At 44.2% G+C, this 25,038-nt stretch carries 26 protein-coding genes and 1 riboswitch; of the genes, 7 read left to right on the top strand and 19 right to left on the bottom strand.

Going from position 1 to position 25,038, the window contains the following annotated elements; genetic code table 11:
- The first annotated feature begins 384 nt into the window (after positions 1 to 384).
- Positions 385 to 837: an RNA-binding protein gene (locus AB4503_RS05940; protein WP_017061054.1), complete on the top strand. Its 453-nt coding sequence runs from the start codon at positions 385 to 387 to the stop codon at positions 835 to 837.
- On the opposite strand, the gene murI is transcribed toward AB4503_RS05940, so the two are convergent.
- Genes murI through btuB form a run of 3 tightly spaced genes read right to left on the bottom strand, consistent with a single transcriptional unit; the run spans position 800 to position 4,198 of the window.
- Positions 800 to 1,606, bottom strand: a complete 807-nt coding sequence (murI, locus tag AB4503_RS05945) for a glutamate racemase (protein WP_372113983.1) — start codon at positions 1,604 to 1,606, stop codon at positions 800 to 802. The two genes, AB4503_RS05940 and murI, sit on opposite strands and share 38 nt — an antisense overlap.
- Positions 1,607 to 1,666: 60 nt before the next feature.
- On the bottom strand, positions 1,667 to 2,332 hold the full coding sequence (locus AB4503_RS05950; RefSeq protein WP_017067885.1) for an ATPase: 666 nt from the start codon (positions 2,330 to 2,332) through the stop codon (positions 1,667 to 1,669).
- 48 nt (positions 2,333 to 2,380) lie between these two features.
- Entirely contained in the window at positions 2,381 to 4,198 is a 1,818-nt protein-coding gene (gene btuB, locus AB4503_RS05955) for a TonB-dependent vitamin B12 receptor (protein ID WP_017070283.1), read from the bottom strand.
- A 39-nt stretch (positions 4,199 to 4,237) separates the two neighbouring features.
- Positions 4,238 to 4,442, bottom strand: a riboswitch (cobalamin riboswitch).
- Positions 4,443 to 4,596: 154 nt separating this feature from the next.
- Between btuB and trmA the strand changes: the two genes are divergently transcribed.
- On the top strand, positions 4,597 to 5,706 hold the full coding sequence (trmA, locus tag AB4503_RS05960; RefSeq protein WP_372113966.1) for a tRNA (uridine(54)-C5)-methyltransferase TrmA: 1,110 nt from the start codon (positions 4,597 to 4,599) through the stop codon (positions 5,704 to 5,706).
- Between the two features lie 80 nt (positions 5,707 to 5,786).
- Here the strand turns inward: trmA and AB4503_RS05965 are convergent, their stop codons facing one another.
- Positions 5,787 to 6,158 carry a YijD family membrane protein gene (locus AB4503_RS05965; protein WP_017061049.1) on the bottom strand — a complete coding sequence of 124 codons (372 nt, stop codon included), beginning with the start codon at positions 6,156 to 6,158 and terminating at the stop codon, positions 5,787 to 5,789.
- Positions 6,158 to 6,799, bottom strand: coding sequence for an HTH-type transcriptional repressor FabR (gene fabR / locus AB4503_RS05970; RefSeq protein WP_010438693.1), 642 nt, complete (start codon positions 6,797 to 6,799; stop codon positions 6,158 to 6,160). The genes AB4503_RS05965 and fabR overlap by 1 nt, the downstream gene beginning before the upstream one ends.
- Before the next feature lie 327 nt (positions 6,800 to 7,126).
- Between fabR and sthA the strand changes: the two genes are divergently transcribed.
- Positions 7,127 to 8,527 (top strand): Si-specific NAD(P)(+) transhydrogenase, encoded by a 1,401-nt coding sequence (gene sthA / locus AB4503_RS05975; RefSeq protein ID WP_017061048.1) that lies wholly within the window; start codon positions 7,127 to 7,129, stop codon positions 8,525 to 8,527.
- Positions 8,528 to 8,710: 183 nt separating this feature from the next.
- Here sthA and dinF read toward each other — a convergent pair whose 3' ends face one another.
- The 4 genes from dinF to AB4503_RS05995 all read right to left on the bottom strand — a co-directional run bounded on the left by dinF (position 8,711) and on the right by AB4503_RS05995 (position 12,236).
- Positions 8,711 to 10,066 carry an MATE family efflux transporter DinF gene (dinF, locus tag AB4503_RS05980; protein ID WP_017067882.1) on the bottom strand — a complete coding sequence of 452 codons (1,356 nt, stop codon included), beginning with the start codon at positions 10,064 to 10,066 and terminating at the stop codon, positions 8,711 to 8,713.
- A gap of 117 nt (positions 10,067 to 10,183) precedes the next feature.
- Positions 10,184 to 11,062 (bottom strand): class I SAM-dependent methyltransferase, encoded by an 879-nt coding sequence (locus AB4503_RS05985; RefSeq protein WP_017063775.1) that lies wholly within the window; start codon positions 11,060 to 11,062, stop codon positions 10,184 to 10,186.
- Positions 11,063 to 11,158: 96 nt separating this feature from the next.
- Positions 11,159 to 11,779 (bottom strand): transcriptional repressor LexA, encoded by a 621-nt coding sequence (lexA, locus tag AB4503_RS05990; RefSeq protein WP_022570862.1) that lies wholly within the window; start codon positions 11,777 to 11,779, stop codon positions 11,159 to 11,161.
- Between the two features lie 94 nt (positions 11,780 to 11,873).
- Positions 11,874 to 12,236 carry a diacylglycerol kinase gene (locus tag AB4503_RS05995; protein ID WP_010438699.1) on the bottom strand — a complete coding sequence of 121 codons (363 nt, stop codon included), beginning with the start codon at positions 12,234 to 12,236 and terminating at the stop codon, positions 11,874 to 11,876.
- 221 nt (positions 12,237 to 12,457) lie between these two features.
- Here AB4503_RS05995 and plsB point away from each other — a divergent pair, with 221 nt between their 5' ends.
- Entirely contained in the window at positions 12,458 to 14,881 is a 2,424-nt protein-coding gene (gene plsB, locus AB4503_RS06000) for a glycerol-3-phosphate 1-O-acyltransferase PlsB (protein WP_372113968.1), read from the top strand.
- Positions 14,882 to 14,984: 103 nt separating this feature from the next.
- On the opposite strand, the gene ubiA is transcribed toward plsB, so the two are convergent.
- Both ubiA and AB4503_RS06010 read right to left on the bottom strand, forming a co-directional pair.
- On the bottom strand, positions 14,985 to 15,839 hold the full coding sequence (gene ubiA, locus AB4503_RS06005) for a 4-hydroxybenzoate octaprenyltransferase (protein WP_017068604.1): 855 nt from the start codon (positions 15,837 to 15,839) through the stop codon (positions 14,985 to 14,987).
- Positions 15,840 to 16,382, bottom strand: coding sequence for a chorismate lyase (locus AB4503_RS06010; RefSeq protein ID WP_164091128.1), 543 nt, complete (start codon positions 16,380 to 16,382; stop codon positions 15,840 to 15,842).
- A gap of 162 nt (positions 16,383 to 16,544) precedes the next feature.
- Between AB4503_RS06010 and AB4503_RS06015 the strand changes: the two genes are divergently transcribed.
- Positions 16,545 to 16,952, top strand: coding sequence for a flagellar basal body-associated protein FliL (locus AB4503_RS06015; protein ID WP_017063771.1), 408 nt, complete (start codon positions 16,545 to 16,547; stop codon positions 16,950 to 16,952).
- 87 nt (positions 16,953 to 17,039) lie between these two features.
- Here the strand turns inward: AB4503_RS06015 and glpG are convergent, their stop codons facing one another.
- The 6 genes from glpG to ftsY all read right to left on the bottom strand — a co-directional run bounded on the left by glpG (position 17,040) and on the right by ftsY (position 22,697).
- Positions 17,040 to 17,882: a rhomboid family intramembrane serine protease GlpG gene (glpG, locus tag AB4503_RS06020; protein WP_017063770.1), complete on the bottom strand. Its 843-nt coding sequence runs from the start codon at positions 17,880 to 17,882 to the stop codon at positions 17,040 to 17,042.
- Positions 17,883 to 17,939: 57 nt separating this feature from the next.
- Positions 17,940 to 18,260 (bottom strand): thiosulfate sulfurtransferase GlpE, encoded by a 321-nt coding sequence (gene glpE, locus AB4503_RS06025; RefSeq protein ID WP_017061039.1) that lies wholly within the window; start codon positions 18,258 to 18,260, stop codon positions 17,940 to 17,942.
- A gap of 440 nt (positions 18,261 to 18,700) precedes the next feature.
- Positions 18,701 to 19,558 carry an RNA polymerase sigma factor RpoH gene (gene rpoH, locus AB4503_RS06030; RefSeq protein WP_017055518.1) on the bottom strand — a complete coding sequence of 286 codons (858 nt, stop codon included), beginning with the start codon at positions 19,556 to 19,558 and terminating at the stop codon, positions 18,701 to 18,703.
- A 177-nt stretch (positions 19,559 to 19,735) separates the two neighbouring features.
- Positions 19,736 to 20,704, bottom strand: coding sequence for a permease-like cell division protein FtsX (gene ftsX, locus AB4503_RS06035; protein WP_017061038.1), 969 nt, complete (start codon positions 20,702 to 20,704; stop codon positions 19,736 to 19,738).
- On the bottom strand, positions 20,691 to 21,368 hold the full coding sequence (gene ftsE, locus AB4503_RS06040) for a cell division ATP-binding protein FtsE (RefSeq protein WP_004736585.1): 678 nt from the start codon (positions 21,366 to 21,368) through the stop codon (positions 20,691 to 20,693). The genes ftsX and ftsE overlap by 14 nt, the downstream gene beginning before the upstream one ends.
- Positions 21,369 to 21,446: 78 nt before the next feature.
- Entirely contained in the window at positions 21,447 to 22,697 is a 1,251-nt protein-coding gene (ftsY, locus tag AB4503_RS06045; RefSeq protein WP_102393083.1) for a signal recognition particle-docking protein FtsY, read from the bottom strand.
- 230 nt (positions 22,698 to 22,927) lie between these two features.
- On the opposite strand from ftsY, the gene rsmD reads away from it, so the two are divergent.
- Together rsmD and AB4503_RS06055 are read left to right on the top strand one after the other, a co-directional pair.
- Complete coding sequence (rsmD, locus tag AB4503_RS06050; RefSeq protein ID WP_004736589.1) at positions 22,928 to 23,530, top strand: 16S rRNA (guanine(966)-N(2))-methyltransferase RsmD; 603 nt, start codon at positions 22,928 to 22,930, stop codon at positions 23,528 to 23,530.
- Positions 23,531 to 23,540: 10 nt separating this feature from the next.
- Complete coding sequence (locus AB4503_RS06055; protein WP_004736590.1) at positions 23,541 to 23,807, top strand: DUF1145 domain-containing protein; 267 nt, start codon at positions 23,541 to 23,543, stop codon at positions 23,805 to 23,807.
- A gap of 117 nt (positions 23,808 to 23,924) precedes the next feature.
- On the opposite strand, the gene AB4503_RS06060 is transcribed toward AB4503_RS06055, so the two are convergent.
- Together AB4503_RS06060 and AB4503_RS06065 are read right to left on the bottom strand one after the other, a co-directional pair.
- Positions 23,925 to 24,509: a YhgN family NAAT transporter gene (locus tag AB4503_RS06060; protein ID WP_372113971.1), complete on the bottom strand. Its 585-nt coding sequence runs from the start codon at positions 24,507 to 24,509 to the stop codon at positions 23,925 to 23,927.
- A gap of 206 nt (positions 24,510 to 24,715) precedes the next feature.
- Positions 24,716 to 24,952, bottom strand: coding sequence for a YecH family metal-binding protein (locus AB4503_RS06065; RefSeq protein WP_372113973.1), 237 nt, complete (start codon positions 24,950 to 24,952; stop codon positions 24,716 to 24,718).
- Between the last annotated feature and the right edge of the window lie 86 nt (positions 24,953 to 25,038).

Consider the following 25,038-nt stretch of genomic DNA (forward strand, 5'->3'; position numbering starts at 1 on the left):
GGTTTAAATTGTTAAAGAGCGCTAGCGTTTTGTGATTCACATCTCAGTCGCTAGGGGTGCGTACTATACCTGCACCACTTTGAGAGTCAAGGGTTATTTTCAAACTCTTTTTCTCTACCGATTTCGCTGTGTGACTTTCGTCTCACTCCGTGTCGGTGAGGCGGCATTATAGAGAGATTGAGATGGAGCACAAGGGCTTTTTGAAATAAAAGTTTTGTTCGCCTAAAAAGCCACCAGATCCGCATTTTTCGAATAAAAACTAAACATTTGAGACGTATCACAGCAATACATTGGAAAAATGGAAGCCATGAACGTAAGATTCATGTGTCTATTTTGTTAATGGTAGATGCGTCTATTTCGTTTATTAATATGTAGTATTCCGATATGAACTCAAAAAAATCGATGTTGTTAATTGTCGCACTGGCTGTATTAGGCGGCATTGTTTTCTCTCAGGTAGATATATCGCCTGCAATTACCTTTATCCTTGGTGTCTTGGCTTCCGCTTTTGTTGTTAACTTTTCAAGCACCGACTCAAAATCAGATTCAGAACCTAAGGCTTCAACCAAAACACTTTATGTGGGTAACCTTCCATACAAAGCGAACGAATCACATGTACGTGAATTATTCTCAGAGCATGGTGAAGTATTTGCAGTACGTTTAATGAAAGACAAACGTACTGGTAAAAGAAGAGGCTTTGGATTTGTTGTTATGGCAAGTAATGATGTGAATCATGCAATCTCTGCACTTAACGATAAAGATTACATGCAACGCACTTTAAAAGTACGTGTTGCAAATGATCCTAAACATCCTGAAGCGGACGAATCTGAACTGAGCTAAACCCTAACTGCTTTAACATACTATTTAGTGCACTTTCTTTTTTAGGAAGTGCACTACAAAAAACTTCACGTACTCCCCCTTCTTTATTAACGCTTTCCAAACCCAACAAATCTTGAACCCGCTTAGCTATCGCTTTACCAGAATCTATCAGCACTACACTTTCACCTAGTACTTGTTGAATCTCTGATTTGATCAATGGGAAATGAGTACATCCTAATACAGCCACATCAATTGTGTTGATCATCGGCTGAAGGATTTGCTGTAACTCTTCAAGGCTAATCTCCTCGCCTCTGAGTTTATCTTCGGCCATATCCACCAGTCGAGTAGAACCCAACAGCTCTACTCTTTTATTACTCGAGAAGTTTTTGATGAGCTCGTGTGTGTATTCACGAGTAATCGTCGCAGGGGTTGCAATAAGTCCAACCGCTTTATTAGCCAGTAACGAGGCAGGTTTGATTGCCGGGACAACACCGACAATAGGGATAAGGTTATTAGCGCGAAGTGCAGGCAGGACTATCGTACTGGCCGTATTACAAGCTATCACCACAATATCAATAGCGTGACTCGCAACAAAACTGGCGACGATACTTTGGACTCGCTGAATGAGGACTTGCTGATCGAGCTCACCATATGGGTAAGCCTCGTTATCGAATACATAGATATAGTTGTGATTTGGTAGTAACTGGCTTATCTCTTTATATACAGAGAGGCCGCCAACTCCAGAATCAAAGACCAATATGTTTTTTTGTATGCTTTCCGACACAACCATTACCTGTAATAAGTTCCGCAGCAATGATACCCCTTCACCTAGTTTTCGCCAATCATCACTCTACATAATGCAAGCTCGGTAGCGTTGATGCCCAAAGCGCTCACCCTGCTCTACATTTTCTAGCTCTATCTTAAGCTTACCTTTAAAGCATGGCGCTGACGTGACTAAGGTATGGAACTCACCATCTTCTCCACATGGGTCGACGTGACTTGGCAAACTGTCTATTAGTTCAGGCGTGTATTCTTTTCCGCAATAGCTCATGTCTAATGCATCGCTATCAACTGTGACGAGAAAGGTTTCGATTCCTCTATTTATGATTTCTTGAGCCAGAGTTTGGCTACTCTCTCCCATTAGTGGAAACACACACTCCCAGCCAGCCGGTTCTATATAGCTTTTTCTATAGTCGGCAATGCCATTGCAAAACATATCGCCAAATGCGACCGCATCAATTGATAAGCAAGACCCTTCCAATGCTGAGACAATCGTACTTTGGTAAATCTCATTGCTCGGGAACACTTCAGGAAGCTCTATGGTGATGAGTGGCAAACCGATTAATTGTGCCTGCATGGCAACGACATCAATAGGAGTTACCTGGAAAGGAACCTCATCACCAACATACGTAGTATAGAGAGCAACAACTTCATACTCGGTGCTTTCAAGTAGACGTTCTAGGGTTAATGTAGAGTCTTTTCCTGACGACCAACTTATGACGACTTTCTTTTTCATTGATATACCCAATAAGAAAAAACCGCCCGAAGGCGGTTTAGGTGATAATTAGAATTGGTAAGTAGCATTCACGTAATATGTACGCTCTGGTGATGGGTATCCACCAGCAGTCTCGTACTCTTCGTCAGTTAAGTTATCCACTCGACCATTTAAAGTAAGGTTTTCATTCGCATAGTAGTTCACTGAAACATCAAACAAGCTATACGCTGCGAGATCTTCAGAGAAGTCCGGTCTCTCACCTACATATTGGAAACCTAATGAAACATCAACATCATCGAAACTAGCCACTGCATTATACTTGTAAATCTTCTTAGCTCGGCGTATCAGTTGCTCACCAGATTGATCTTCTGGGTCTTGGAAATTAGCGCTCACTTGGTGGTTAATAAAGCTAGTATCAAATCCAACGACCATTTCCACACCACGTAATTGGCTTTCGCCATCGGTATTGTAGTACTTACTTGTCGCGTAGTTGTAATCAATTAAGTCTTCGACGTTCGTGTCATAGCCAGTAATCGACCAATCAACATCCTTGATTAAGCCACCAAAAGTCAGTTCAAATGAATCTGCCTTTTCAGCTTCTAACTGTGCATTACCGTAGTAGCTATATAGTTGATACAAGTTAGGTGCTTTGAAGGATGTGCCATAAGCTGCTTTTACAACAAGCCACTCAGCATAACGATAGCCTAACCCTGTGTTGTAAGTAGTTTCTGTACCAAACTGCTCATTGTCATCAACACGAAGACTCAGTTCTCCGAACACTTTATCCGCATCTGCGTTTAATGCAGCGAAGTACGCAACATTCGTTCTGTCGTATTCAGTATTCGAAGGCTTAACAATATAAGCCTCATCACGCCAATCTACACCACCACTAAGAGTCAGTGACGACGTTAGTTTGTATGAATTCACCCATTGAACATTTAGCTGTTCAAGCTCATCAGATGTTGCTGACGCTGAGTTCTTGCCTAAAGACTGTTCGTAGTTCCAGTTATCTTGATTCTGATAGTTAACTAAGAAATCAGACTTAAGTTCACTGCCACTATATTTAACACCAGTAGCAAAGGTCGAATTTTGAACTTCAGCTTCTTTGTAAGAATGGTCTGTACCAAATGAACCATCGTACTGAGAAATGGTTTCAAACATACGGAAATTCGCGAAGCCACTCCATTGCTGATCAAAATTATGAACATAACCAATTAGAGCATTGCGTGATTCAAAACCATGGCGATCACCATCATTAACACCTGGTAATGGATGAACGTTGTATCCCTCATCGGAATCGTAACCAACAGATACGTTCAAGTGACCATTTTCACCGACCTTAGTACCACTAACAAAGCTCAGCTCTTGGTAATCTAAGCTTCCTAAACCTGCACTAACTGCCGTTTTTTCATTGTCAGAGTTTGCAACAGTAATAATGTTGATAACACCGCCGATAGCTTCTGAGCCATACATAGCGGCACGAGCTCCTCGAACGTATTCCACTCGGTCAACGAATGTAATTGGTAACTGGCTAAAATCGACACCACCCTTTGCAGCTCGCGCAAAACGAATACCATCAATGAGAACAAGCACTTGATCAGAGTTAGCACCACGAACAAAGATCGAAGCTTGCTGTCCTCGGCCTCCATTTTGTGAAACCTGAATACCCGTCAATCGTCTAAACACATCTGTTAGAGACTTAGCTTGAATTCGATCGATATCTTGGCGTGTTACTACTTCAACTTGAGCGACAACACTTTCCGTGCTTTGCTCAAAACGGTTAGCCGTAACCACCATGGTTTCGTCGGCAGATGCTTGTTGGGCGTGTAAATTGGAGATAGGTGAAAGCAGCGATGCTACAGCAACCGCTAAAAGGGATTTGTTCATGTTGTGATCCTAAATCGCGTAAATTCCTACCAAACCACATGTCATGGTTTAGCCGCTGGCAGGTATTCGGACTCAAGAGCACAACCTTTTGGTTACCTTATATTCGACTTCCCACAAAAAGCTATTTGCAGTGTCTTGTGAATACTTGTTCTCTTTTACCGCTGCGCGTCAGTTCTGGATTCACACCAGATTCCCTCTTCAGCCATCTATACATCTAAATGGCACCAGCTTGCCGAAGATAGTATTGACCTCTGAATCATTTGTCTAGTCTAAGATAGTTATAAGCTATAGTTTTCATGGCCTATTTACACTGATTGGCTCTCAACACTGGACAAGCGCCTGTGATTGAATAAAATCTGCGCTCTTGATTTAAAAGCACGACAGCAAAAGGCATAACAATGGCGAATTTAGATGTAAACCCGCAACGCTACCAAGAACAACTGGCAGAAAAGACTGAGCGTCTTACTGAAATGTTCTCAGAATATAATGTGCCTGAGCTGGAAGTGTATGAATCTCCAGAACAACACTACCGCATGCGTGCTGAGTTCCGCGTGTGGCATGAAGGTGACGATATGTATTACGTCATGTTCAATCAAGAGACTAAAGAAAAATACCGCGTAGACCTGTTCCCTGCAGCTAGCCGTCTTATCAATGACCTAATGCCTCTATTAACAGATGCAATGAAGGACAACCACTCTCTGCGCCACAAGCTATTCCAAGTAGACTTCCTTTCTACGTTAAGCGGCGAAATTTTGGTGTCATTGCTTTACCACCGTCAATTAGGTGAACAGTGGATTCAAGATGCTAAAGCACTTAAGCAGCAATTAAACGATGAAGGTTTTAACCTAAACCTGATTGGCCGTGCGCGTAAGATGAAAATCGTACTGGACCGCGACTACGTAATTGAAAAGCTAGATGTGAATGGTGATAGCTACATCTACCAACAAGTAGAGAACAGCTTTACTCAACCCAACGGCAAAGTGGCAGAGAAAATGTTGGAATGGGCTGTCGATTGTACTCAAGACAGCAAAGGCGACTTACTTGAGCTTTACTGTGGTAACGGTAACTTCTCATTAGCGCTAGCACAAAACTTCGAGCGTGTACTGGCAACTGAACTGGCGAAACCGTCAGTAGAATCTGCGCAATACAACATCGCTGCGAACAACATTGAAAATGTTCAGATCATCCGTATGTCTGCAGAAGATTTTACTGTAGCAATGGAAGGCAAGCGTGAGTTCCGTCGTCTACAGCAAGCGAACATCGATCTTAAGAGCTACAACTGCAACACTATCTTTGTTGATCCACCGCGTTCAGGTATGGATGTTGATACTTGTAAGATGGTTCAAGGCTACGAGCGTATCATGTACATCTCTTGTAACCCTGAAACATTGAAAGAGAACCTAGACATCCTAAGCGAAACGCACGACATCACTCGTTTTGCTCTGTTTGACCAGTTCCCTTACACGCACCACATGGAAGCTGGCGTATTCCTAGAGCGTAAAGCGTAAGTATCGCTTTCAGGTCTAAGCCAAACAGCAGATACAAAAAAACGAGCCCATTGGCTCGTTTTTTTAATTTCTAAATCAGCTTAAGCAGTTTTGCCGATAAAGCCGAGTTTCTTACCTACCCATGCAAGAAGCAACATCGCGACAATAATCGCAAAGAAGTTTGAGCCAGCATCAGGGTGTTGTGCCTTCACAAAAGCCGAGTGGCCAAATGCACCTACAAAGAAACAAGCCAAACCTACTAGTGGAATATCTTCAGATACTGGGTTAGTTAGGTACTCTTGGTAAAGTGCTTGTACAGCCAAGACTAAAGCAATCAGTGGGAAAATAGAGAAGCCCACTTCGCTCATTGTTACCCAAGATAACAGAGCATCACCACACACACCGGCAATAACAGCAAGTACGAGTGTCTTTCTTTCTGAACCACGGTTTACAGTATTATTTTCATTCGACATTATTCAATCCCGCCTTTTAATCGGTTACGTTCACGTTCTTTACGATACCAAAAAGCCCCTTTGGCCATCATTCGCAATTGCATGATCAAGCGTTCAGCCAGTTCATCTCGCTGACGTCGATCTAAATCTAATGCTTCTGCCCCTGAGTTGAAGACCAAGATAACGGAGGCTTCAGCTTGAGTAAAAGCTTCGTCTCGTGTCATGCCAGTCGTTATCAAGTATTCGGTTAACTCAGCAGAGAAGTGCTGTATCTCACGAGCTACCGCTGCACGAAACTCAAATGAAGTTCCTGAGCGCTCTCGCAATAACAGTCTGAATACGTTAGGGCTGCTTTCAATGAATTCCATAAAGGTTTCAACCGATGTACGAATCACACTGCCTTCTTTTACTATGCGTTGCCTAGCTTGACGCATTAACTGGCGCAGCAGTAAGCCACCTTCATCAACCATGGTTAAGCCAAGCTCATCCATGTCTTTGAAGTGACGATAAAAGGAAGTCGGTGCTATTCCAGCCTCACGAGCGACTTCTCTCAAGCTTAGATTGGAAAAACTACGATCGGCGCTGAGTTGGCTAAATGCTGCATCGATTAAGCTGCGACGAGTTTTTTCTTTTTGCTGTGCGCGAATGCCCATTGGTTTCATACTTTATCAATTTCTTCTTTTACAGCCTAAACAGGCATGTCTAATACTCTATTCAATATAACGCGAATCACTTATTTATATAAGGCACTCTGGTTATATAAGACACTAAACATACCTCTTTGTTCACGTACCGAAGTAAATACGTTCGAAGAAAAAATTTCAATATCCACACTGTCATTTGGAGACATACGACATACCAAATATTATTTTTTCGATAACACTGCGTGATCCCACCGACTCTCTGATGCCCTTTTCATGTACCCAAGAACAGAATCAGTTAAAATCTCGCTAAAGCAATGTTACTCAAATATAACAAGGAAGATATCTATGCCGCACTCCAACCACTTTGATGTAATCGTAATTGGTAGTGGCCCCGGAGGAGAAGGGGCAGCGATGGGATTAACCAAAGCCGGGTTGAACGTTGCAATCATTGAGAAAGAGAGCAGCGTTGGTGGTGGTTGTACTCACTGGGGAACCATTCCTTCAAAGGCACTGCGTCATGCCGTAAGTCGTATTATCGAATTCAACAGTAATCCGCTGTTTTGTCAGAACAACAAAAGCATACACTCAACGTTTTCTAACATTTTGGGGCATGCCAAATCGGTTATCGACAAGCAGACTCGATTACGCCAAGGCTTCTACGACCGCAACCAGTGCACGTTGGTCTTTGGTACTGCACGTTTTATCGATACCAACACTGTCTCGGTAATGCAAAGCGATGGCACTGAAGAACATTACAGTGCAGACAAATTTGTTATCGCGACAGGCTCTCGCCCTTACCAACCAGATAACGTCGACTTCCTGCATGAACGTATCTACGACAGTGACTCGATTCTTTCTCTTAAACACGACCCGCAACACATCATCATCTATGGTGCTGGCGTTATTGGTTGTGAATACGCGTCGATTTTCCGCGGTTTGGGTGTAAAAACCGATCTTATCAATACTCGTGACCGTCTGTTGTCATTCCTAGACAATGAAACCTCAGATGCACTTTCTTATCACTTCTGGAACAGCGGTGTCGTGATTCGCAACGATGAAACCTTTGAGAAAATTGAAGGCACTGATGATGGCGTGATCATTCACCTAGAGTCAGGTAAAAAGATGCGCGCTGATTGCCTACTGTATGCCAATGGCCGAACGGGTAATACCGATAAACTGAACCTTGGTGCTGTTGGCTTAGAAGCGGACTCGCGTGGGCAAGTCTCAGTAAATACCAATTACCAAACCAATGTTGACCATGTTTACGCTGTCGGTGATGTGATTGGCTACCCTAGCCTAGCAAGCGCGGCTTATGACCAAGGTCGATTTGTGGCTCAAGCAATTGTGAAAGGTGAAGCTGAACGCCACCTTATCGAAGACATTCCAACCGGCATCTACACCATCCCGGAGATCAGTTCTGTTGGTAAAACCGAGCAAGAACTTACCGCAGCTAAAGTACCGTATGAAGTAGGACGTTCTTCATTCAAACACCTAGCTCGTGCTCAAATTGCGGGTAAAGACATTGGTAGCTTGAAGATTCTGTTCCATCGCGAAACCAAAGAGATTTTAGGTATCCACGTGTTTGGTGAGCGTGCCGCTGAAATCATCCATATCGGACAAGCGATCATGGAACAGAAAGGTGAAGCAAATACCATCGAGTACTTTGTGAATACAACCTTTAACTATCCAACGATGGCGGAAGCTTATCGTGTTGCAGCACTCAACGGGCTTAACCGTTTATTCTAGATAAAGAACCAATAGGAGTATTTGACCACCCATAGGCCAAATACATAAACAGCAAGCCACGCGCTTGCTGTTTTTATTTAAAACACTGAATATTAAGGTATTGATAGTAATTAGATCATGATGTTCTAAATACCCCTTTACCTGTACAGCCTCATTTACTCTCCACAAACAGAGCCCTCAGAGCTAAGCGAGAAACTCCCCTTTCTTCCACTGAGAAACAAACAACACACCAAGACCAATTCCGCGCATTGCCATAAAGCTCAGCATCGCTAACCACAGTGCATGGTTCTCTAAACCTGATGCTAAATAGAAAATCGCGAAGAAACTACAGGTCGCAACAAACATACTATTGCGCATATCCTTGCCCTTGGTTGCTCCAACAAAAATACCATCCAACAAGAAGCACCACATAGACACCAATGGCATTGCGACTAACCACGGTAAATACACCTCGGCTTGGTTCTTCACGTCAGGAATGGTAGTGATCATATTAATCAAACTCGAGCCAGCGAGTGCGAACGCTATGGTCAGTACCAAACAAATATTAAAGCTCCAGAAGAAAGTACCAATCAATGACTGGTTCAGTTCATCTTTGTCTTTCGCGCCTATCGCCTTACCGACCATCGCTTCCATTGCGTAGGCAAAGCCATCCATCCCATAAGAGATGATCATCAAGAAACTCATCAACACTGCATTGGCCGCAACAACATCATCGCCAAAGCTTGCACCTTGGAAAGTCATGAAAGTGAAAGTCGCTTGTAGATACAATGAACGAAGAAAGATATCGCGATTCAATTTCACGAAACGACTCAAACCTTGGCTGGTTTTCTTAAGCAGATCCCATGGCGATGGTAACTGCTTCTTCGCCCAGATTCGGTAAACACAAATCAAGCCAAATGTTAGACCGGCATAATCAGCCATTACAGATGCCAATGCTGCACCTTCCACTTGCCATCCTAAGCCGATAACAAAAACAATATCCAAAACGATATTGGTGATATTGGTGATGATCACCATCCACATTGGCGCTTTGGCGTTTTGAGTCCCGAGCAGCCAACCTAGAATCACAAAGTTAGTCAGCGCGGCAGGTGCACTCCAAGCGCGGATTGAGAAATATTGCTGACCATAGTGCTTAACTTGATCACTGGCGCTACTCAATGAGAAAACTAAATCGGCGACTAAACTGTGTAAAAGTAAAAAGACACCAGCAAACCCTAAGGCCATGGTCACGCCTTGCACAAAAACTAAGCCTAGTTGCTTGCCATCATTCGCACCATAAGATTGTGCAGCTAGCCCTGTTGTCGACATACGCAGGAAACCAAGCAACCAAAAGGTCACGCTGATCATTGTGCCGCCCAGCGCCACACCACCTAAATACCAAGAGTGCTCTAGGTGACCGATAACCGCCGCATCGACTAAGCCCAACAGTGGAACAGTAATATTAGAGAGAACCATCGGGATCGCGAGCAACAGCACTTTTTTATGCATCGCCTGATTGGATAGCGTTTGAAAAATAGTTTGGGGATTAAATAACTTCACGATCACCTCTTAGATTAGAGGCGATAGTTTAACCTAGTGGGTGGGCTTTCACTATGTTGTGGAATTTTACTTATACCGGCTATGTACTCAGTTACTCGAAATACAAAACACCTAGGATTACCACTTAACGAGCACTAACTGCGGCGTTAAACGCTTTTTGACCTGAGAGATCTTACAAAGAAGTCGCTGCCACAATTTCCAACGGTTGCATTTTTGGTCTAGTGGAGAAAACGCTTTTACCCATTGTGCCCATGGCAACCAATTGAGAACACTGTCTATTGGAGAAGATAGGCCATGCGCATACTTTCCTGAACCAAGTTTTTGCCCCAACGTACTTGAGCTTTTATCTCCAGCTAAGACTAAACACGCATGCGCATGAGTAAAGTAACGGCTCAGCGATTGAATAAAGTGCGCGGTTTGCTGTTCATTGCAATCCAGCAGAGCATGTTCACACACCACCATCACCGAGGCTTGTTCTGGAATATTGAGTTCATCCAACCAAGTCAGGTCATCGACAGAACCACACTCCAAACGATAGCGTTCATTTTTGTGGAACAGACGTTGGCGCCACACAAGGTTTTCCGTGACATCCAGCTCAACCCAATGGCAGCGTCCATTATCTAAACGGTAGAAGCGGGTATCGAGCCCTGCTCCAACATTGATGATCCAAGCATCTGGGTTGTGAGATAGAAATTGCTGAACTTGAGAGTCACAAAGTTGAGTCAGTGTTGCGTAGAGAAGTTGTTGTTGGTCTAGCTCGCCAGTAAGACATTCAGGTGCGAGCTGGCAACGCTTGCAGGCTTGAGCTGCGATGGGGTCATAAACGAGACCATCATCGGCTAGGCTTTCACGACTACGAAACCAAAGATGCTGAACGAGGTTCGTCGGAACTTGGAATTCTTGATGTGCAGACCCTTGTTCAGAAGAAGCCTTTTGAACAGAGGAGCGCGGCTTACGAGTAAGCGGCTTCATTTGAGGTTTGGTTGGGTTTGGCATCATCATCTTCCTTGTATCTCGACAAAGAAGATGATAATGAATATCAATTACAATGACAAGTTATTGAGAATAAATATCAATAGCTGTTTGTACTGACTACATCCAGTCGGTGTTGCGAATAATACCAACCGCAAGCCCTTCAATAGACAAGTGTTGAGATTCTAGATCGACATGGATTGGAGAAAACTCTTCATTTTCAGCATGTAACAGAACCGTTGAACCTTTACGTTCTAGGCGTTTTACCGTTACATCATCATCGACACGAGCCACTACAACCTGACCGTCGCGTACGTCTTGTGTTTTATGAACAGCCAGTAGATCACCATCCATAATACCGATGTTTTTCATACTTTCGCCATTTACACGAAGTAAGAAGTCAGCCTGAGGTTTAAACATACCTGGGTCTACTTGGTAATGCATTTCTACATGTTCTTGAGCCAGAATAGGCTCACCAGCGGCAACCTGACCGATTAATGGTAAACCTTGTTCCTCATTTGCTGCATCTTCAAGCAAAATACGAATACCACGAGACGCACCCGGGATAATCTCTATCGCTTCTTTACGAGCAAGAGCTTTTAAATGTTCTTCTGCAGCATTAGCAGAGCGGAAGCCTAGTTCTCGTGCAATTTCTGCACGTGTCGGTGGCATACCGAAATCGTCAATCTTACTTTTGATAAGATCAAAAACTTGTTGTTGGCGCGGCGTTAACGGCTTCATGATTCACCTGTCTTTTTATACAGTTGACTGTGAGTATATCCAGTAACTGAACAAAAGCAAAGCAATTGGTTGTTTTTAGTTCATTTTTCAAGAATCACAAAAATAGGATCTCTAGCCACACGTAACCCGCTAGTATTAGACAGATGAGAACAGCCGCCGAGCCGACATCTTTCGCCATCCCAGAAAGCTCATGATGCTCACTACCGATTCGATCAACAACTGCTTCAATCGCGGTATTGATTAACTCGACAACCATCACTAACACAACAGCTGAGATCATCAAGATTCGCTCAACTTGGCTTACGTCCAAATAGAATGCCAACGGAATCAGTATTGCTGCCATGAACACTTCTTGCCGAAATGCAGCCTCGCTTTTAAACGAACTTGTGAGGCCTTGCCATGAAAAGCCTGCTGCTTTTATGATGCGTTTGAATCCGGTGTTTGATTTTTTGGTCATTTTTAACTCTATACTCAATCAGTCGATGAATGATTTTCCACAAACTTAACGGCAATATGACTATTTCCATTAAAAGGTTAGACCAGTTTCTGGTATTCTTGCATCGATTAAATTTACGCCTAGGCTTATCCCTATTTCACTCATAGGATTTATCCTTTTTCATCATAGAAATAGAGATACGCTTGAGCACATTGAAATAACTATTGAGGCAGTGAACCTATATGTCTTCTGGACAATCTTTTTCACGTTCATTAATGAAGCTACCTTTATCCGTATTGGTAAAGGGCACATCAATTCCTTCAAACCCTGTTGAGGATTTGAACATTGATTTGAGCAAACCGATTGTATACGCCTTACCGTTTCGCTCAAGTGTCGACATTCTTACATTGCAAAAACATGCACTTGAATTAGGCCTACCTGATCCGTTGAGCAAGCTTGAAATCAACGGCAAATCACTGCAACGCTACGTTTTCATCTCTTCTCGCAAAACTCTGCTGCAAGACGATGATTATGTACCAAGCTCTTCAATTGAAGTGTTCTCTGAATTGCTTTCACTGCACGCCGACGACTCTGAACTCGATGTTCAAGTTATCCCTGCTACCGTTTTGTGGGGGCGCAAACCTGGTAAAGAGAATAACCAGAAGCCTTACCTACAGGCAATGAACGGCTTAGAGAAATCAAAAGCGGTATTGCTAGCCGGTCGTGACTGCTTGGTTCGCTTTAGTCCTGTGGTTTCTCTGCGTTACATGGCCAACTCACACGGCACCGACAGCACCATCGCGCACAAACTGGCGCGCGTGGCACGTATTCACTTCTCTCGCCAAAAGCTTGCAGCATCAGGCCCTAACCTGCCAAGCCGCCAAGCTCTGTTTGATCGCCTGTTAAAATCAGAAGCGATCAAAAAAGCGATTGAAGACGAAGCACAAGCAAAGAACATCTCGATCGAGAAAGCGAGCAAAGAAGCTCAAGACATTATGGACGAGATTGCTGCGAACTTCTCTTACTCGCTGATCAAGCGTGGTGAGAAGATTCTTGGTTGGCTGTGGAATAAGTTGTACCAAGGCCTGCATATCAGCAACGCTTCAACAGTTCGTAAGCTGGCTCAAGATGGTCACGAGATTGTTTATGTGCCTTGTCATCGTAGTCACATGGATTACTTACTGCTTTCTTACGTGCTTTACCACGAAGGCATGGTGCCGCCGCATATCGCTGCGGGTATCAATCTGAACTTCTTCCCTGCCGGTCCTATTTTTCGTCATGGTGGTGCGTTCTTTATTCGTCGGAGCTTCAAAGGCAACAAGCTGTACTCGACTATTTTCCGTGAATATCTGGCAGAATTGTTCGCTAAAGGTTACTCAGTTGAGTACTTCAGTGAAGGTGGTCGCTCTCGTACGGGTCGTCTACTGCAAGCTAAAACCGGCATGTTGGCGATGACTATTCAGGCTATGCTGCGCGGCATGAACCGTCCAGTAACGTTAGTACCTGTGTACATCGGCTATGAGCACGTAATGGAAGTGGCGACCTACGCAAAAGAACTTCGTGGTAAGCGCAAAGAAAAAGAAAATGCGAGCCTAGTGATTCGTACACTCCGTAAACTGCGCAATTTTGGTAAAGGCTACGTCAACTTTGGTGAGCCGATTCAGCTTAACCAATATCTGAACGAGCACGCTCCAGAGTGGACTAAAGATATCGATCCAATGGGAACCAGCAAGCCACAATGGATGAATCCAGTGGTCAATGACCTGGCAACCAAAATGATGACACACATTAACGATGCGGCAGCGACCAACGCACTAACACTTTGTGCAACGGCGTTACTGGCTTCAAGACAGCGTGCATTGTCTCGTGACTCTTTGGTTTCTCAGATCAACTGTTACCTGTCTCTGCTTAAGAACGTGCCTTACTCTGATACATTTACGGTACCAAAAGACAGTGCTGAAGATCTGGTAAAACACGCTGAATCGCTGAACAAGTTCCTAATTGAATCAGACTCAATGGGCGACATCATTTCGCTAGACCGTCACCAGTCAATTCTGATGACCTACTACCGTAATAACATCATTCATTTGTTTGCTCTACCATCATTAATTGCTCAGATGACCATTCGTCAGCACGGCCTAACCATTGACACGATTCAAGAGAACGTTGCTGCTATCTACCCGTTCTTGAAGAAAGAGTTGTTCTTAAGCTATGACGAAGATCAGCTTGAAAGCGTGGTAGCGAACATCATTGAAGAGCTTGTTGGCCAAGGTATGCTTGTGGTGTCGGACAACCAAGTCACCATCAACCAGTCAAACAGCCAAGCACTGATGCTGTTAGGCCGTACGATTTCAGAAACGCTACAGCGCTACTCTATTGCTTTGAACCTATTGGCAGAAAACCCTGATCTGGATAAATCTGATCTTGAGCAGAAGAGCCAAGACATCGCACAACGACTGGGACGTCTACAAGGCATTAATGCACCAGAGTTCTTCGATAAAGGCGTGTTTGCGTCGATGTTCGCCACTTTGAAACAGCAGCAATATCTGGATAACGATGGTAACTGCGATTTAGAAAAGACTCAGCAATTCGCTAAGCTTCTCTACTCAATGCTTTACCCTGAAGTTCGTTTGACGATTCAAGAGAGTATCCACCAAGCGGAGTAATCATCAGCTTAGAATCTCTTGAATAGCGAGACCGAACACGATCAAAAAAGGCACCCAATGGGTGCCTTTTTCTTTAGCGTTCGTTAACTCGAAAAGCAGATGTTTACCAGAAGGTAATGAACAAGCCCACGGTCACTGCCATTCCAACATAGTTATTATTGAGAAAGGCTTGGAAGCATAGGTCTCGATCACGGTGGCGCATCAGGTGTTGTTGATACACAAACAAGCTGCCCGCTACCAACAATGCCCAATAGAAGGTATCTCCTAGTTGGTAATGCATGCCTAACGCAATCAGCATCGCTAGGGTGACGAGTTGCAAAGAGCCAACAATCAGTTTATCGAAGCGACCAAATAAAATAGCCGTCGATTTAATACCAATCTTCAAGTCATCATCTCGGTCAACCATCGCATATTGCGTGTCGTAAGCAATCGTCCACAACGCGTTAATCACGAAGACAAACCACACAATGCTTGGCAGTTCATTGGTTTGTGCCGCCCAAGCCATTGGTATCGCCCAACTAAACGCTAAGCCAAGAAACAACTGTGGAAGATGCGTAAAACGCTTCATGAAAGGGTAAATGAACGCCAGACCCACACCAATAAATGAGAGCTTAATGGTCAGTGGATTCATGGTGAGTACCAGCAAGAATGAAACTACGGCTAGCACTAAAAAGAGCAGAATCGCTTCCTTACTGGAAACCAAACCAGACGGCAGTGGACGCTGCTTGGTACGTTTAACATGACCATCTACTTTACGGTCCGCAAAGTCATTGATCACACAGCCAGCTGAACGCATCAACACCACGCCGAGTACAAAAACAACCAAGACATCAAAATCAGGCATACCTTGTGCGGCGATAATCAGTGACCACAAGGTCGGCCAAAGGAGTAATAGGGTACCAATCGGGCGATTCATTCGCGTTAATTGCCAATACGCCTTCGCTTTGGTGGCAAGCATTTACACACTCTCCTTAGAGTAAATGGGTGATGTTGGTAAAAACAGTTCTGCCACAAGCATCGGTTTATGGTTCATCCATAATCGAGAACGACGCGCGAGTAATCGCTCATCGCCTGCGATAACCCAACCAACTTGCAGCGCATCTCGCTCCACGTTCTCAGCACTAAAAACGGTCAATCCAAGCGGGACATTACCTTGTTGAGAAAGGTCTGAGTGCTGATGATCTTCTAATGTGACTCGGGGAATCAAGGTTCGACCTAACACCCACGGTTCGTCATCACCCTTTAAAATCACTTTACGCAGTAAGCAATCAAACGATGATAAAAGATGTTCCTCGTCTTGTTGCAGCATTGAGCGTTCTACAACTTGATTATGAAGCAACTCAACAGACAGGTGCTGACAGCACTTCCCCAACTTGCGGGAAAGAGAACCTTGCTCCATCAGCCACTCTTTGGTGGTTTCATTAGGAAAATCAAATGTTTCTGTACTTTGCCAATCTACATTCATTAACGAATTAAGATACAGCGATATTGGCTGATTCATACTAGTATTCAATAGGTGACTTTACACGTACAATAAAGCTTCAACTTTCGAACAAAATTAAAGCGTTCTTCGAATTGTAAACGTATTTAGATTTAGACCGCTCATTGTAACAAGACTAATGCGTTTCGAATATCGCGAATAAACTAAAGAAAAGTCACAAATATGCACAAACGTTATGTAGCCCAAATATTTCTTGCGATTACCCTACTCTTTTCAGCATCAAGTTTCGCGGAAGAGGAGTCGGCAGCTAAACTCGCCTACTTCACGCTAGAGCCAGACCTGACCACCAATTTTTACACTAAAGGTAAAAAACTGGGCTACATTCAGGTTCGCCTCGACATCATGGTGGCAAATAGTAGCGACTTGGCCGCTATTGAGCATCACCAACCACTGATTCGCGATGCGGTGATTGAATTGCTTGGCAAACAAAACGAAGAAACCATTAAATCTCTATCTGGCCGTGAAGACTTAAGAAAATCCTTAGTTGAACACCTCAACAAGATTTTGCTTCCAGAGACAGGTAAAACCCTGATTGCTGACTTACTGTTTACCAAATACCTTTATCAGTAATGATGTAAAACGAATCCCAATAAAAAAGCGGCTCATCTGGCCGCTTTTTTTGTCTCTATCGTTTGGCTACTCATTAGAAGATATGAATTAGCTTCTTGCCGAGCTTGGTGCTTTCATCGCATCGATAAAGCCAATAATCACACCAGCGGCTAGACCAGCTAAATGCGCCGTATTGGCGATAGCCATAAATGGCTGCATGTACCCAAGCACCAACCACACCAACATAAAGCCGACAATCTGTCTTGGGATACCTAAACCAAGTTGTGGCGCCTTCGCACCAACCACCCATAAGTAACCAACCAAGGCATACACAACACCAGACAAACCACCGAAGTTCGCCCCTTCAACCCAATACTGCCCAGCACCTGAAAGCGCAGAAGAGACAGCAAAGATCTGAAGTAGCTTGAGGCTGCCAAGTTTCTTCTCAATGTCTCCACCTAGCTGCCACCACCACAAAATATTAAATGCGATGTGCATAACAGAGAAATGTAGAACGGCATGACTCAACCAACGCCACAGCTGCCATTGCTGTCCATCCACCGCTGGGAAATGTAGGGCATTGAAAATAGCTTGGCCAAAACCGATCTGTTGCAGCGCAAAAATCACCACACACACCAACATCAGGCTTAGTGTCACTGGGCCTGCTTTGGCTTTGATCATGCCCATGAAGCTTGGCGTGTGGTAATGGAAGTTGCTCTTTCTGGTCTCTGCCATGTCCCAAGATGCAGCTTGATAGCGCTTATGATTGGGCTCAGCCAGAAAACGATTCAGCTCAGCTTCGGTTTCAACCTGAAATTGGCCATCAAGAAGCCAAAGAGCAAAACGCCCTTCTCCCTCTGGAGACATCTGAATAGGGATCTGACGAGAGGCCATATAATCAATAAATGCTTGAGCAAGACGTGGATTGTCTAACACCATCAATCTAATCATTGTTACTTCCTATTCATCTATGAGGGATGCTTGAGGCGGTTCAGGTGATGAAAGTCATTAACCTGCGATCACTGGAAGTTCAGCACGATGCCAAGCTTCGAAACCACCATCAACACTATATACCTCTTCAAAGCCTTGGTTCACTAAATATTGTGCCGCACCTTGGCTACTGATGCCGTGGTAGCACATCACCAAGATAGGTTGTTCGAACTCAACCTCATCCATGAATGACACCATCGTATCGTTAGTCAGGTGGTAGGCTGTTTTTGGGTGGGCAACCGCAAAAGACTGCGGGTCACGTATATCGACAAGTCGAGCTTCGCCTTGTTCGATGAGGGCTTGAGCGCCTTTAACATCGATATGTTTAAACTGGTCCATGACTTTCTCTTTTTATACTGATTTACTTTGCTGCCATTGTAACCTATCCCAAGGCTAACATTCACATCCACTTAATAAGGTTATCCACCAGCGATCACTTTTACACCATTTGTGGATAAATCTGTGAATTGCGTGAATAAAGTGTCTTTTCAAAAATAGATCCACAACATGTAGTAATGATCCTGATCTAACTGTGGGTTAACTGAAACATATCCCCACTCGAAAAACCCCGTCAAAGCCTTACTACACACTGCTTTTAGATAGCTGACGAATAAACTTCTCACAGAGTTATCCACAAAATCATTTTGCAAATTTCGATCGCAAAAGTTGAGAAATCGATCCAAAACAAAAAGGCCGAGATCTCTCGATCTCGGCCTTTTCAAAATTCAGCTATTTGTTAGCTCTACTAGAAAGTAGAAGCTAATAGAAACTAGATGCTATTAGAAATCACCAACGGCTTGTTTCAATTTCTTCATCGCATTCTTTTCTAACTGGCGAACACGCTCAGCTGATATACTGTAGGTATCCGCTAAGTCTTGCAGGGTTGCCTTGTTGTCGTCTAACCAACGTGAGCGAACAATGTGTTGGCTACGCTCGTCTAAGCTTGCTAGTGCTAGCCCTAGGCGATTATTGGTGTGTGACTCCCAGTTAGCCGCTTCAACCGTCTCAGCAACGTCTGACGCCTTGTCTTCTAGGTAGTAAACTGGAGCAGTGTAAGCAGAACCGCCATCGTCATCGTCCATAGGCGCTTCAAACGTCGCATCTTGTGCTGCTAAGCGAGATTCCATCTCACGAACTTCTGAAGGCTCAACACCCAGTTCACGAGCAACCGTCTCAACTTCACCGTTATTGAACCAACCCAAACGCTTTTTAGACTTACGAAGGTTAAAGAACAGTTTACGCTGTGCCTTAGTGGTCGCAATTTTAACGATACGCCAGTTACGTAGAACGTATTCATGGATTTCAGCTTTGATCCAGTGAACAGCAAACGAGACGAGACGAACACCAACTTCTGGATTGAAGCGCTTAACAGCCTTCATCAAGCCGATGTTACCTTCTTGGACGAGATCAGCCATTGGTAGCCCGTAGCCAGAGTAGCCTCTTGCAACGTGCACCACGAATCTTAGGTGGGAAAGGATCAAGCCTTTCGCAGCGTCGATCTCACCTTTGTAATGTAATCGCTCTGCAAGTCCACGTTCCTCTTCAGGAGTCAGCATAGGGTAGCTGTTCGCTGAGCGGATATAGCTATCTAAACTATCTTGTGTGACTAAAGCCATTTGATACGCTTGGTTTGCCATTCGGTTCCTCATCAATCTCTGATCTGGAGTAATACATCTATTAAAACCCTACAATTTTGAACCTAAAATGAACAGGTTTCAAGGAGGGGGAAGTAATTATGCATAATCAATTCGTCTATACAAGGCAAAAACTGGTTAAGAAGTGCCTATTTTTCGTCTAAATATGACTCTATTCACCTAAACTGGTTCAATTTCTTTTAGGTGACGCTGTGCAGAAAGCTTTGCAGCCACACTACCAAGCAGAGTTCCGACGATCAAAAGCAGTAAAGATTCATCCCAACTCAGGCCAATTAAACGGAAGTGGCTGTCGTATAGCTGAGCCAAGTCATCCACCGCGCTGTTCAGCAATACGGTAATCAATGCCGTCATTACCCAAGCGCTAATCGAACCTAAAACGCCAAACCACATCCCAGCATAAAGGTATGGTCGAAGAATGTAGCTGTCGGTCGCACCAATCAGCTTCATGGTTTGAATCTCTTCTTTATGCGCCAACACATTAAATCGTAGTGTATTGCCGATAATCAGAAATACCGCGCCCAGCATCAATACCGTTAAGGTAATCACGATGACAGCCGCTAATGCTTTGATCGCATCTAATCGCGCTAACCAATCTTCGTCTAGGCGAACATCGGTCACTAATTCTTGTTGTTTAACTGTGCCTGCCAGCTCTTTAATTAAGGTATCGCTGTGCACGCTTGGCGTAATCACCAGCACACCTGGCAGTGAATAATCGTCGAGAATGGTTAGGGCGTCTTCAAAACCAGAATACTGGCTGAGGTCTGCAAGCCCTTGCTGCGGAGAAATGTACTCCACGAGCTCAACTTGATCCCAACTTTCGATTTCATCCTTAAGCACCATTACTCGTGGCTCAGGAATACCATCCTCTACATAAGCACTTATTTGTGACGGGCTAGTGACATCTTGCGCCACTTCCCCTACATTTTTACCTAATAGGTACAAACAAGCTGGCATCGCCAACGCCATAGAGATCACCGCAAGGGTCAGTAAGTTGCCTAACGGGCGCTGCCACATTTGCGAGAACGATGACTTGGCTTGTTTCCAGTGAACAACAAAGAAGCCGTCGCTTGAAGCGCGGTTTGCTGCTCGATTAGATTGAGGTTTTTTGATGCGCTTATTCGCGGCCATAGTCTTCAACCTCACTCAAAAATCCTTGGTTTAATTCAAGATGGCGGTACTGAGGGCGAGTGTTCACTAACCCGATATCATGCGTCGCTAGGATGATCGTCACACCTGCGCGGTTGAATTCTTCAAATAATCGCAACACACGGTTAGATAATTCAGGGTCTAGATTACCGGTAGGCTCATCGGCTAAAAGCAGAGTTGGACGGTTAACCACGGCGCGAGCAATACCCACGCGTTGTTGTTCACCACCAGAAAGTTGGCTTGGCAAACAACGGGCTTTATCTAATAAACCGGTTTTATCCAACGCAGCACTGACTCGGCGTTTTATTTCGTTTTCAGAAATAGATTCAATACGCATAGGCAGAGCGACGTTATCGAAAATCGAACGGTCCATCAGCAGGCGATGGTCTTGAAAAACAATCCCAATATTACGGCGTAAGAAAGGAATGTCTTTGGCTGGGATACGAGTGATATCGTGATCGTTGAACCAGACACGTCCATCAGTTGGACGCTCTATCGCGCAGATCAACTTCAGCAAGGTACTTTTACCAGCCCCAGAGTGCCCACCCAAAAAAGCCATCTCTCCACGTTTCAGGTGAAAGTCCACTTTTTGGAGCGCTTGTCTTCCACCTCGGTAGGCTTTACTCACTTGCTGAAATTTGATCACCGAAAATTCCTCTTACGATCACTAATATCAAATTTAAAAACGGTAGCAGATTAAGGATAAACCACTTTGCTACTCGCGTTACTCTTCGCGGCTAAATAGTGCTTCAATGAAGTCTTTAGATTCAAATGGACGCAGGTCATCAATACCTTCACCCACACCAATGTAGCGGATTGGAATCTGGAACTGGTCAGCAATTGAGAAAATTACACCACCTTTCGCCGTACCATCTAGCTTAGTCAGTGTAATACCCGTAACTGGAGCCACTTCACTGAACAACTTCGCTTGGCTGATAGCGTTCTGACCTGTACCTGCATCGAGCGTTAGCATGATTTCGTGTGGCGCAGAGTCATCAATCTTCTTCATTACACGAACGATCTTGCGTAGCTCTTCCATCAGGTTGCTCTTGTTCTGCAAACGACCGGCTGTATCAGCAATCACAACATCAACACCACGAGCCTTCGCTGCTTCAATCGCATCGTAGATAACAGACGCACTGTCCGCACCAGTGTGTTGAGCGATAACTGGCACATCGTTACGCTGACCCCAAACCTGAAGCTGTTCAACGGCTGCAGCACGGAAGGTATCACCCGCTGCTAGCATCACTTTCTTGCCTTCATTTTGGAATTGTTTCGCCAGCTTACCGATCGTAGTTGTCTTACCTACACCGTTCACACCCACCATTAAGATAACGTAAGGTGTTTTAGTGGTATCAACAACCAGTGGCTGTTCCACTTGGCTTAAGATGTCTGCCATCTCTTCTTTGAGCAGACCATAAAGCGCTTCACCGTCTTTTAGGTCATTGCGAGATGCTTTTTCTGTCAGGTTTTCAATGATCTTAACCGTGGTATTCATACCCACGTCAGCAATCAGAAGTTGCTCTTCTAGCTCTTCAAACAGGTCTTCATCGATTTGCTTGCCTTTGAACAGACCAAAGAAACCAGCACCGATGTTTGCTTTAGTGCGGCTTAGGCTGCGCTTAAGACGAGCAAAGAAGCTTTCTGTCGGCTTCTCTTGTACTTCTTCAACCTTAGCTTGAGGAACTGCCACTTCTTCCTGTTCTGCTTCTGCTTCTGCTTCTGCTTCTGCTTCTGCTTCTGCTTCTGCTGCGACAGGTTGCTGCTCTTGTTGAGCTTCTTCAAGCGCTTGCTCAGATTCAGTTGGCTTAACTTGTTCAGCTTCAGGCGCGACCTGTTCAGCCTCAACTTGTGATTCAACTTCAGTTTGATCTTCAACGCTTTCTACGTTCGCTTCATTCTGAGTTTTTGGGCTTTGTTCTTCTTCACCAAAACCAAGCCACGATAATAATCCGCGCTTCTTTTTTTCCGTCATCAGAGGAGTTTCCTAGATCTACTAATTAGCTGTATTGACTTAATACACGTCGACTCTTTGCTATTGTTATACAATACAAGCTTGTACAAACGAATAGTAAAGAAAAATGACAAAGCAGTGATAAGTTTGCTTTTAGCTTGATACACTTTGTCATTGCAAATTTATTTAATACACGAACCCACTTAAATTGGGCTCGGTATAGTATCACTTTATTAGCGGTCAAAAAATCTATGGTAAGACGTCGCCAGCAAAACACATCACAAAAAAAGCCATCCGGAGGCTTTGTTCGAATTATTAGTGGCTCATGGAGAGGTAGAAAGCTGCCTGTTCATGATTTAGAAGGATTACGCCCAACCATTGACCGAGTAAAAGAAACACTCTTTAACTGGGTGGCTCAAGATATCCCACATTCAACTTGCTTGGATGTATTTGCCGGTTCTGGCGGTCTAGGTTTTGAAGCAGCTTCTCGCCAAGCCAAAATGGTGACACTGCTCGAAATGAATCAAAAGGCGGCTAAACAGCTTTCTGATAACGCGAAAGAGCTCAAGGCAGACAACATTAATGTCGTGAATACTGATGCTATCTCTTTCCTTAAGAAACCAGGCACTCCTTACGATATGGTTTTCCTTGATCCACCATTTCGTAAAGGCTTACTTGCAGAAACTGTACAACTGCTTGAGAGCAATGGCTGGTTGGCAGACAACGCCATCATTTACGTCGAGACAGAAAAAGAGCTGCAGCTTGAGGCTATGCCAGAGAACTGGGAATTGCATCGCGATAAGACCACTGGCCAGTCTAGCTACCGACTGTTTAATCGAACCACTGAAGAATAGGAGTTATTAAATGAAGTTCTTACTTCCACTAGCAAAAGTAGCCATCGCCTTTGTTTGGTTTATCTTAATCGTAAATATTTTCTACCCATTCCCGGGTAATGCTGCGATTGCGCTTTATATCATGACAGCGTTCTTGTTCTTCATGCACGGCCTGCAGATGCTGATTTTTATCGGTGCATTCGGCGATAAGATCGAAATGTCACGTTGGGAGAAGTGGTCAATATTGATTTTCGGTGTCTTCGCCTTACTCGATATCCGACGCAAACACATGATGTAATCGAGCTTAAGCCCAGATATAAAACGCTTAGCTACAGAAAACATCATGACAGAAACAGTAGAGACAAAAACGCCGCTCATTTAAGCGGCGTTTTTTTATTCAGCAATGATATTGATGTTAGCCCATGTAGCCTTTCACACCATCGAGGAACATTTGCGTCGACAGCATAACCAACAACAAGCCCATCAAGCGTTCGATGGCTTTAAGACCTCTCTCTCCCAGCACTCGCAGGAAGAAGCCATTAAACATCAGAATGAAGAAGGTAGCGCCCCAAGCCAGCATCACAGCCGCTGAAAGCTCTAACATATTGTCAGGGTGCTGTGTCGACAACAGAATCAATGCCGCAATCACTGAAGGGCCAGCAATCATTGGGATCGCCATCGGCACAATAAACGGTTCTTCACCCGCCGCGAGGCCAGTAATACTACCCGCACTTGGGAAAATCATCTTAATCGCGATAATAAACAGAATAATACCGCCAGAGATACTCAAGGTTTCAGGCTGCACGTGCAGGAAGTTCATGATGCTTTGACCCGCAAATAAGAACAGCAGCAAGATAACCAGTGCGAACATCAGCTCACGAATCAGAACCATACGGCGACGCTTCGGGTCAATATGCTTAAGGATAGAGAGCACGATTGGCAAGTTGCCAAGCGGGTCCATGATAAGAAACAGCATGGTTGCTGCAGATAAGATTTCCATAAGTTTGTCTCGAAAAGCGTAAGTGCGCGAAGTATAGCAGCCTCAACATTGATTTTCGAACGCAGTGATAAGCGGGTTAACTGATGCTTTTAAAAGGGGATGTTATAAGAAGGCAAATTAGCGAAAGCAGATTGAAAGGTAATGAAAAGAGTGGAGCCGAAACATGCACCCACTCTTTATTCACGAATAAAACAAGCCACTAAGAATTAGTGATTACACACACGTTCGCGATTAGTGCAAAGCTTGTCATCAATAACCACGACCTTTTCCATCTTCAGGAAAAACTTCAATAGGCTATCTAAATCCAGACCATTGAGCTTACAAGTATGGAAGCGAGCTTCTTCGCCATAGGTTTGAGCAAGTGCTAATGTTAGCTCTTCGCGAGTCAGTGGCTTTTCACTAAGCAGGTTTAAAACGTTGTGTGCGTGAATTTCAGTCGTCATAACTCAATCTCATGTTTAATGAATTACACGTAGAGTACCGAGTTTTAGCAACGCCGTTTTGATGTAGCTCAGAGTTAAGCGAGCTC

The sequence above is a fragment of the Vibrio sp. 10N.222.55.B11 genome (assembly GCF_041473705.1).
GTDB lineage: Bacteria > Pseudomonadota > Gammaproteobacteria > Enterobacterales > Vibrionaceae > Vibrio > Vibrio crassostreae_C.

What these genes read in the sequence shown, in the direction of transcription:
- glpG (WP_017063770.1), bottom strand. Translation starts at nt 17,882, where the DNA reads ATGATTAGATTGATGGTGTTAGACAATCCACGTCTTGCTCAAGCATTT.
- AB4503_RS06015 (WP_017063771.1), top strand. Translation starts at nt 16,545, where the DNA reads ATGCACAAACGTTATGTAGCCCAAATATTTCTTGCGATTACCCTACTC.
- plsB (WP_372113968.1), top strand. Translation starts at nt 12,458, where the DNA reads ATGTCTTCTGGACAATCTTTTTCACGTTCATTAATGAAGCTACCTTTA.
- AB4503_RS05950 (WP_017067885.1), bottom strand. Translation starts at nt 2,332, where the DNA reads ATGAAAAAGAAAGTCGTCATAAGTTGGTCGTCAGGAAAAGACTCTACA.
- AB4503_RS06060 (WP_372113971.1), bottom strand. Translation starts at nt 24,509, where the DNA reads ATGGAAATCTTATCTGCAGCAACCATGCTGTTTCTTATCATGGACCCG.
- ftsY (WP_102393083.1), bottom strand. Translation starts at nt 22,697, where the DNA reads ATGACGGAAAAAAAGAAGCGCGGATTATTATCGTGGCTTGGTTTTGGT.
- fabR (WP_010438693.1), bottom strand. Translation starts at nt 6,799, where the DNA reads ATGAAACCAATGGGCATTCGCGCACAGCAAAAAGAAAAAACTCGTCGC.
- trmA (WP_372113966.1), top strand. Translation starts at nt 4,597, where the DNA reads ATGGCGAATTTAGATGTAAACCCGCAACGCTACCAAGAACAACTGGCA.
- ubiA (WP_017068604.1), bottom strand. Translation starts at nt 15,839, where the DNA reads ATGCTTGCCACCAAAGCGAAGGCGTATTGGCAATTAACGCGAATGAAT.
- btuB (WP_017070283.1), bottom strand. Translation starts at nt 4,198, where the DNA reads ATGAACAAATCCCTTTTAGCGGTTGCTGTAGCATCGCTGCTTTCACCT.
- AB4503_RS05965 (WP_017061049.1), bottom strand. Translation starts at nt 6,158, where the DNA reads ATGTCGAATGAAAATAATACTGTAAACCGTGGTTCAGAAAGAAAGACA.
- sthA (WP_017061048.1), top strand. Translation starts at nt 7,127, where the DNA reads ATGCCGCACTCCAACCACTTTGATGTAATCGTAATTGGTAGTGGCCCC.
- AB4503_RS06055 (WP_004736590.1), top strand. Translation starts at nt 23,541, where the DNA reads ATGAAGTTCTTACTTCCACTAGCAAAAGTAGCCATCGCCTTTGTTTGG.
- glpE (WP_017061039.1), bottom strand. Translation starts at nt 18,260, where the DNA reads ATGGACCAGTTTAAACATATCGATGTTAAAGGCGCTCAAGCCCTCATC.
- murI (WP_372113983.1), bottom strand. Translation starts at nt 1,606, where the DNA reads ATGGTTGTGTCGGAAAGCATACAAAAAAACATATTGGTCTTTGATTCT.
- lexA (WP_022570862.1), bottom strand. Translation starts at nt 11,779, where the DNA reads ATGAAGCCGTTAACGCCGCGCCAACAACAAGTTTTTGATCTTATCAAA.
- rsmD (WP_004736589.1), top strand. Translation starts at nt 22,928, where the DNA reads ATGGTAAGACGTCGCCAGCAAAACACATCACAAAAAAAGCCATCCGGA.
- AB4503_RS05995 (WP_010438699.1), bottom strand. Translation starts at nt 12,236, where the DNA reads ATGACCAAAAAATCAAACACCGGATTCAAACGCATCATAAAAGCAGCA.
- rpoH (WP_017055518.1), bottom strand. Translation starts at nt 19,558, where the DNA reads ATGGCAAACCAAGCGTATCAAATGGCTTTAGTCACACAAGATAGTTTA.
- AB4503_RS06065 (WP_372113973.1), bottom strand. Translation starts at nt 24,952, where the DNA reads ATGACGACTGAAATTCACGCACACAACGTTTTAAACCTGCTTAGTGAA.
- AB4503_RS05940 (WP_017061054.1), top strand. Translation starts at nt 385, where the DNA reads ATGAACTCAAAAAAATCGATGTTGTTAATTGTCGCACTGGCTGTATTA.
- AB4503_RS06010 (WP_164091128.1), bottom strand. Translation starts at nt 16,382, where the DNA reads ATGAATCAGCCAATATCGCTGTATCTTAATTCGTTAATGAATGTAGAT.
- AB4503_RS05985 (WP_017063775.1), bottom strand. Translation starts at nt 11,062, where the DNA reads ATGCCAAACCCAACCAAACCTCAAATGAAGCCGCTTACTCGTAAGCCG.
- ftsX (WP_017061038.1), bottom strand. Translation starts at nt 20,704, where the DNA reads ATGGCCGCGAATAAGCGCATCAAAAAACCTCAATCTAATCGAGCAGCA.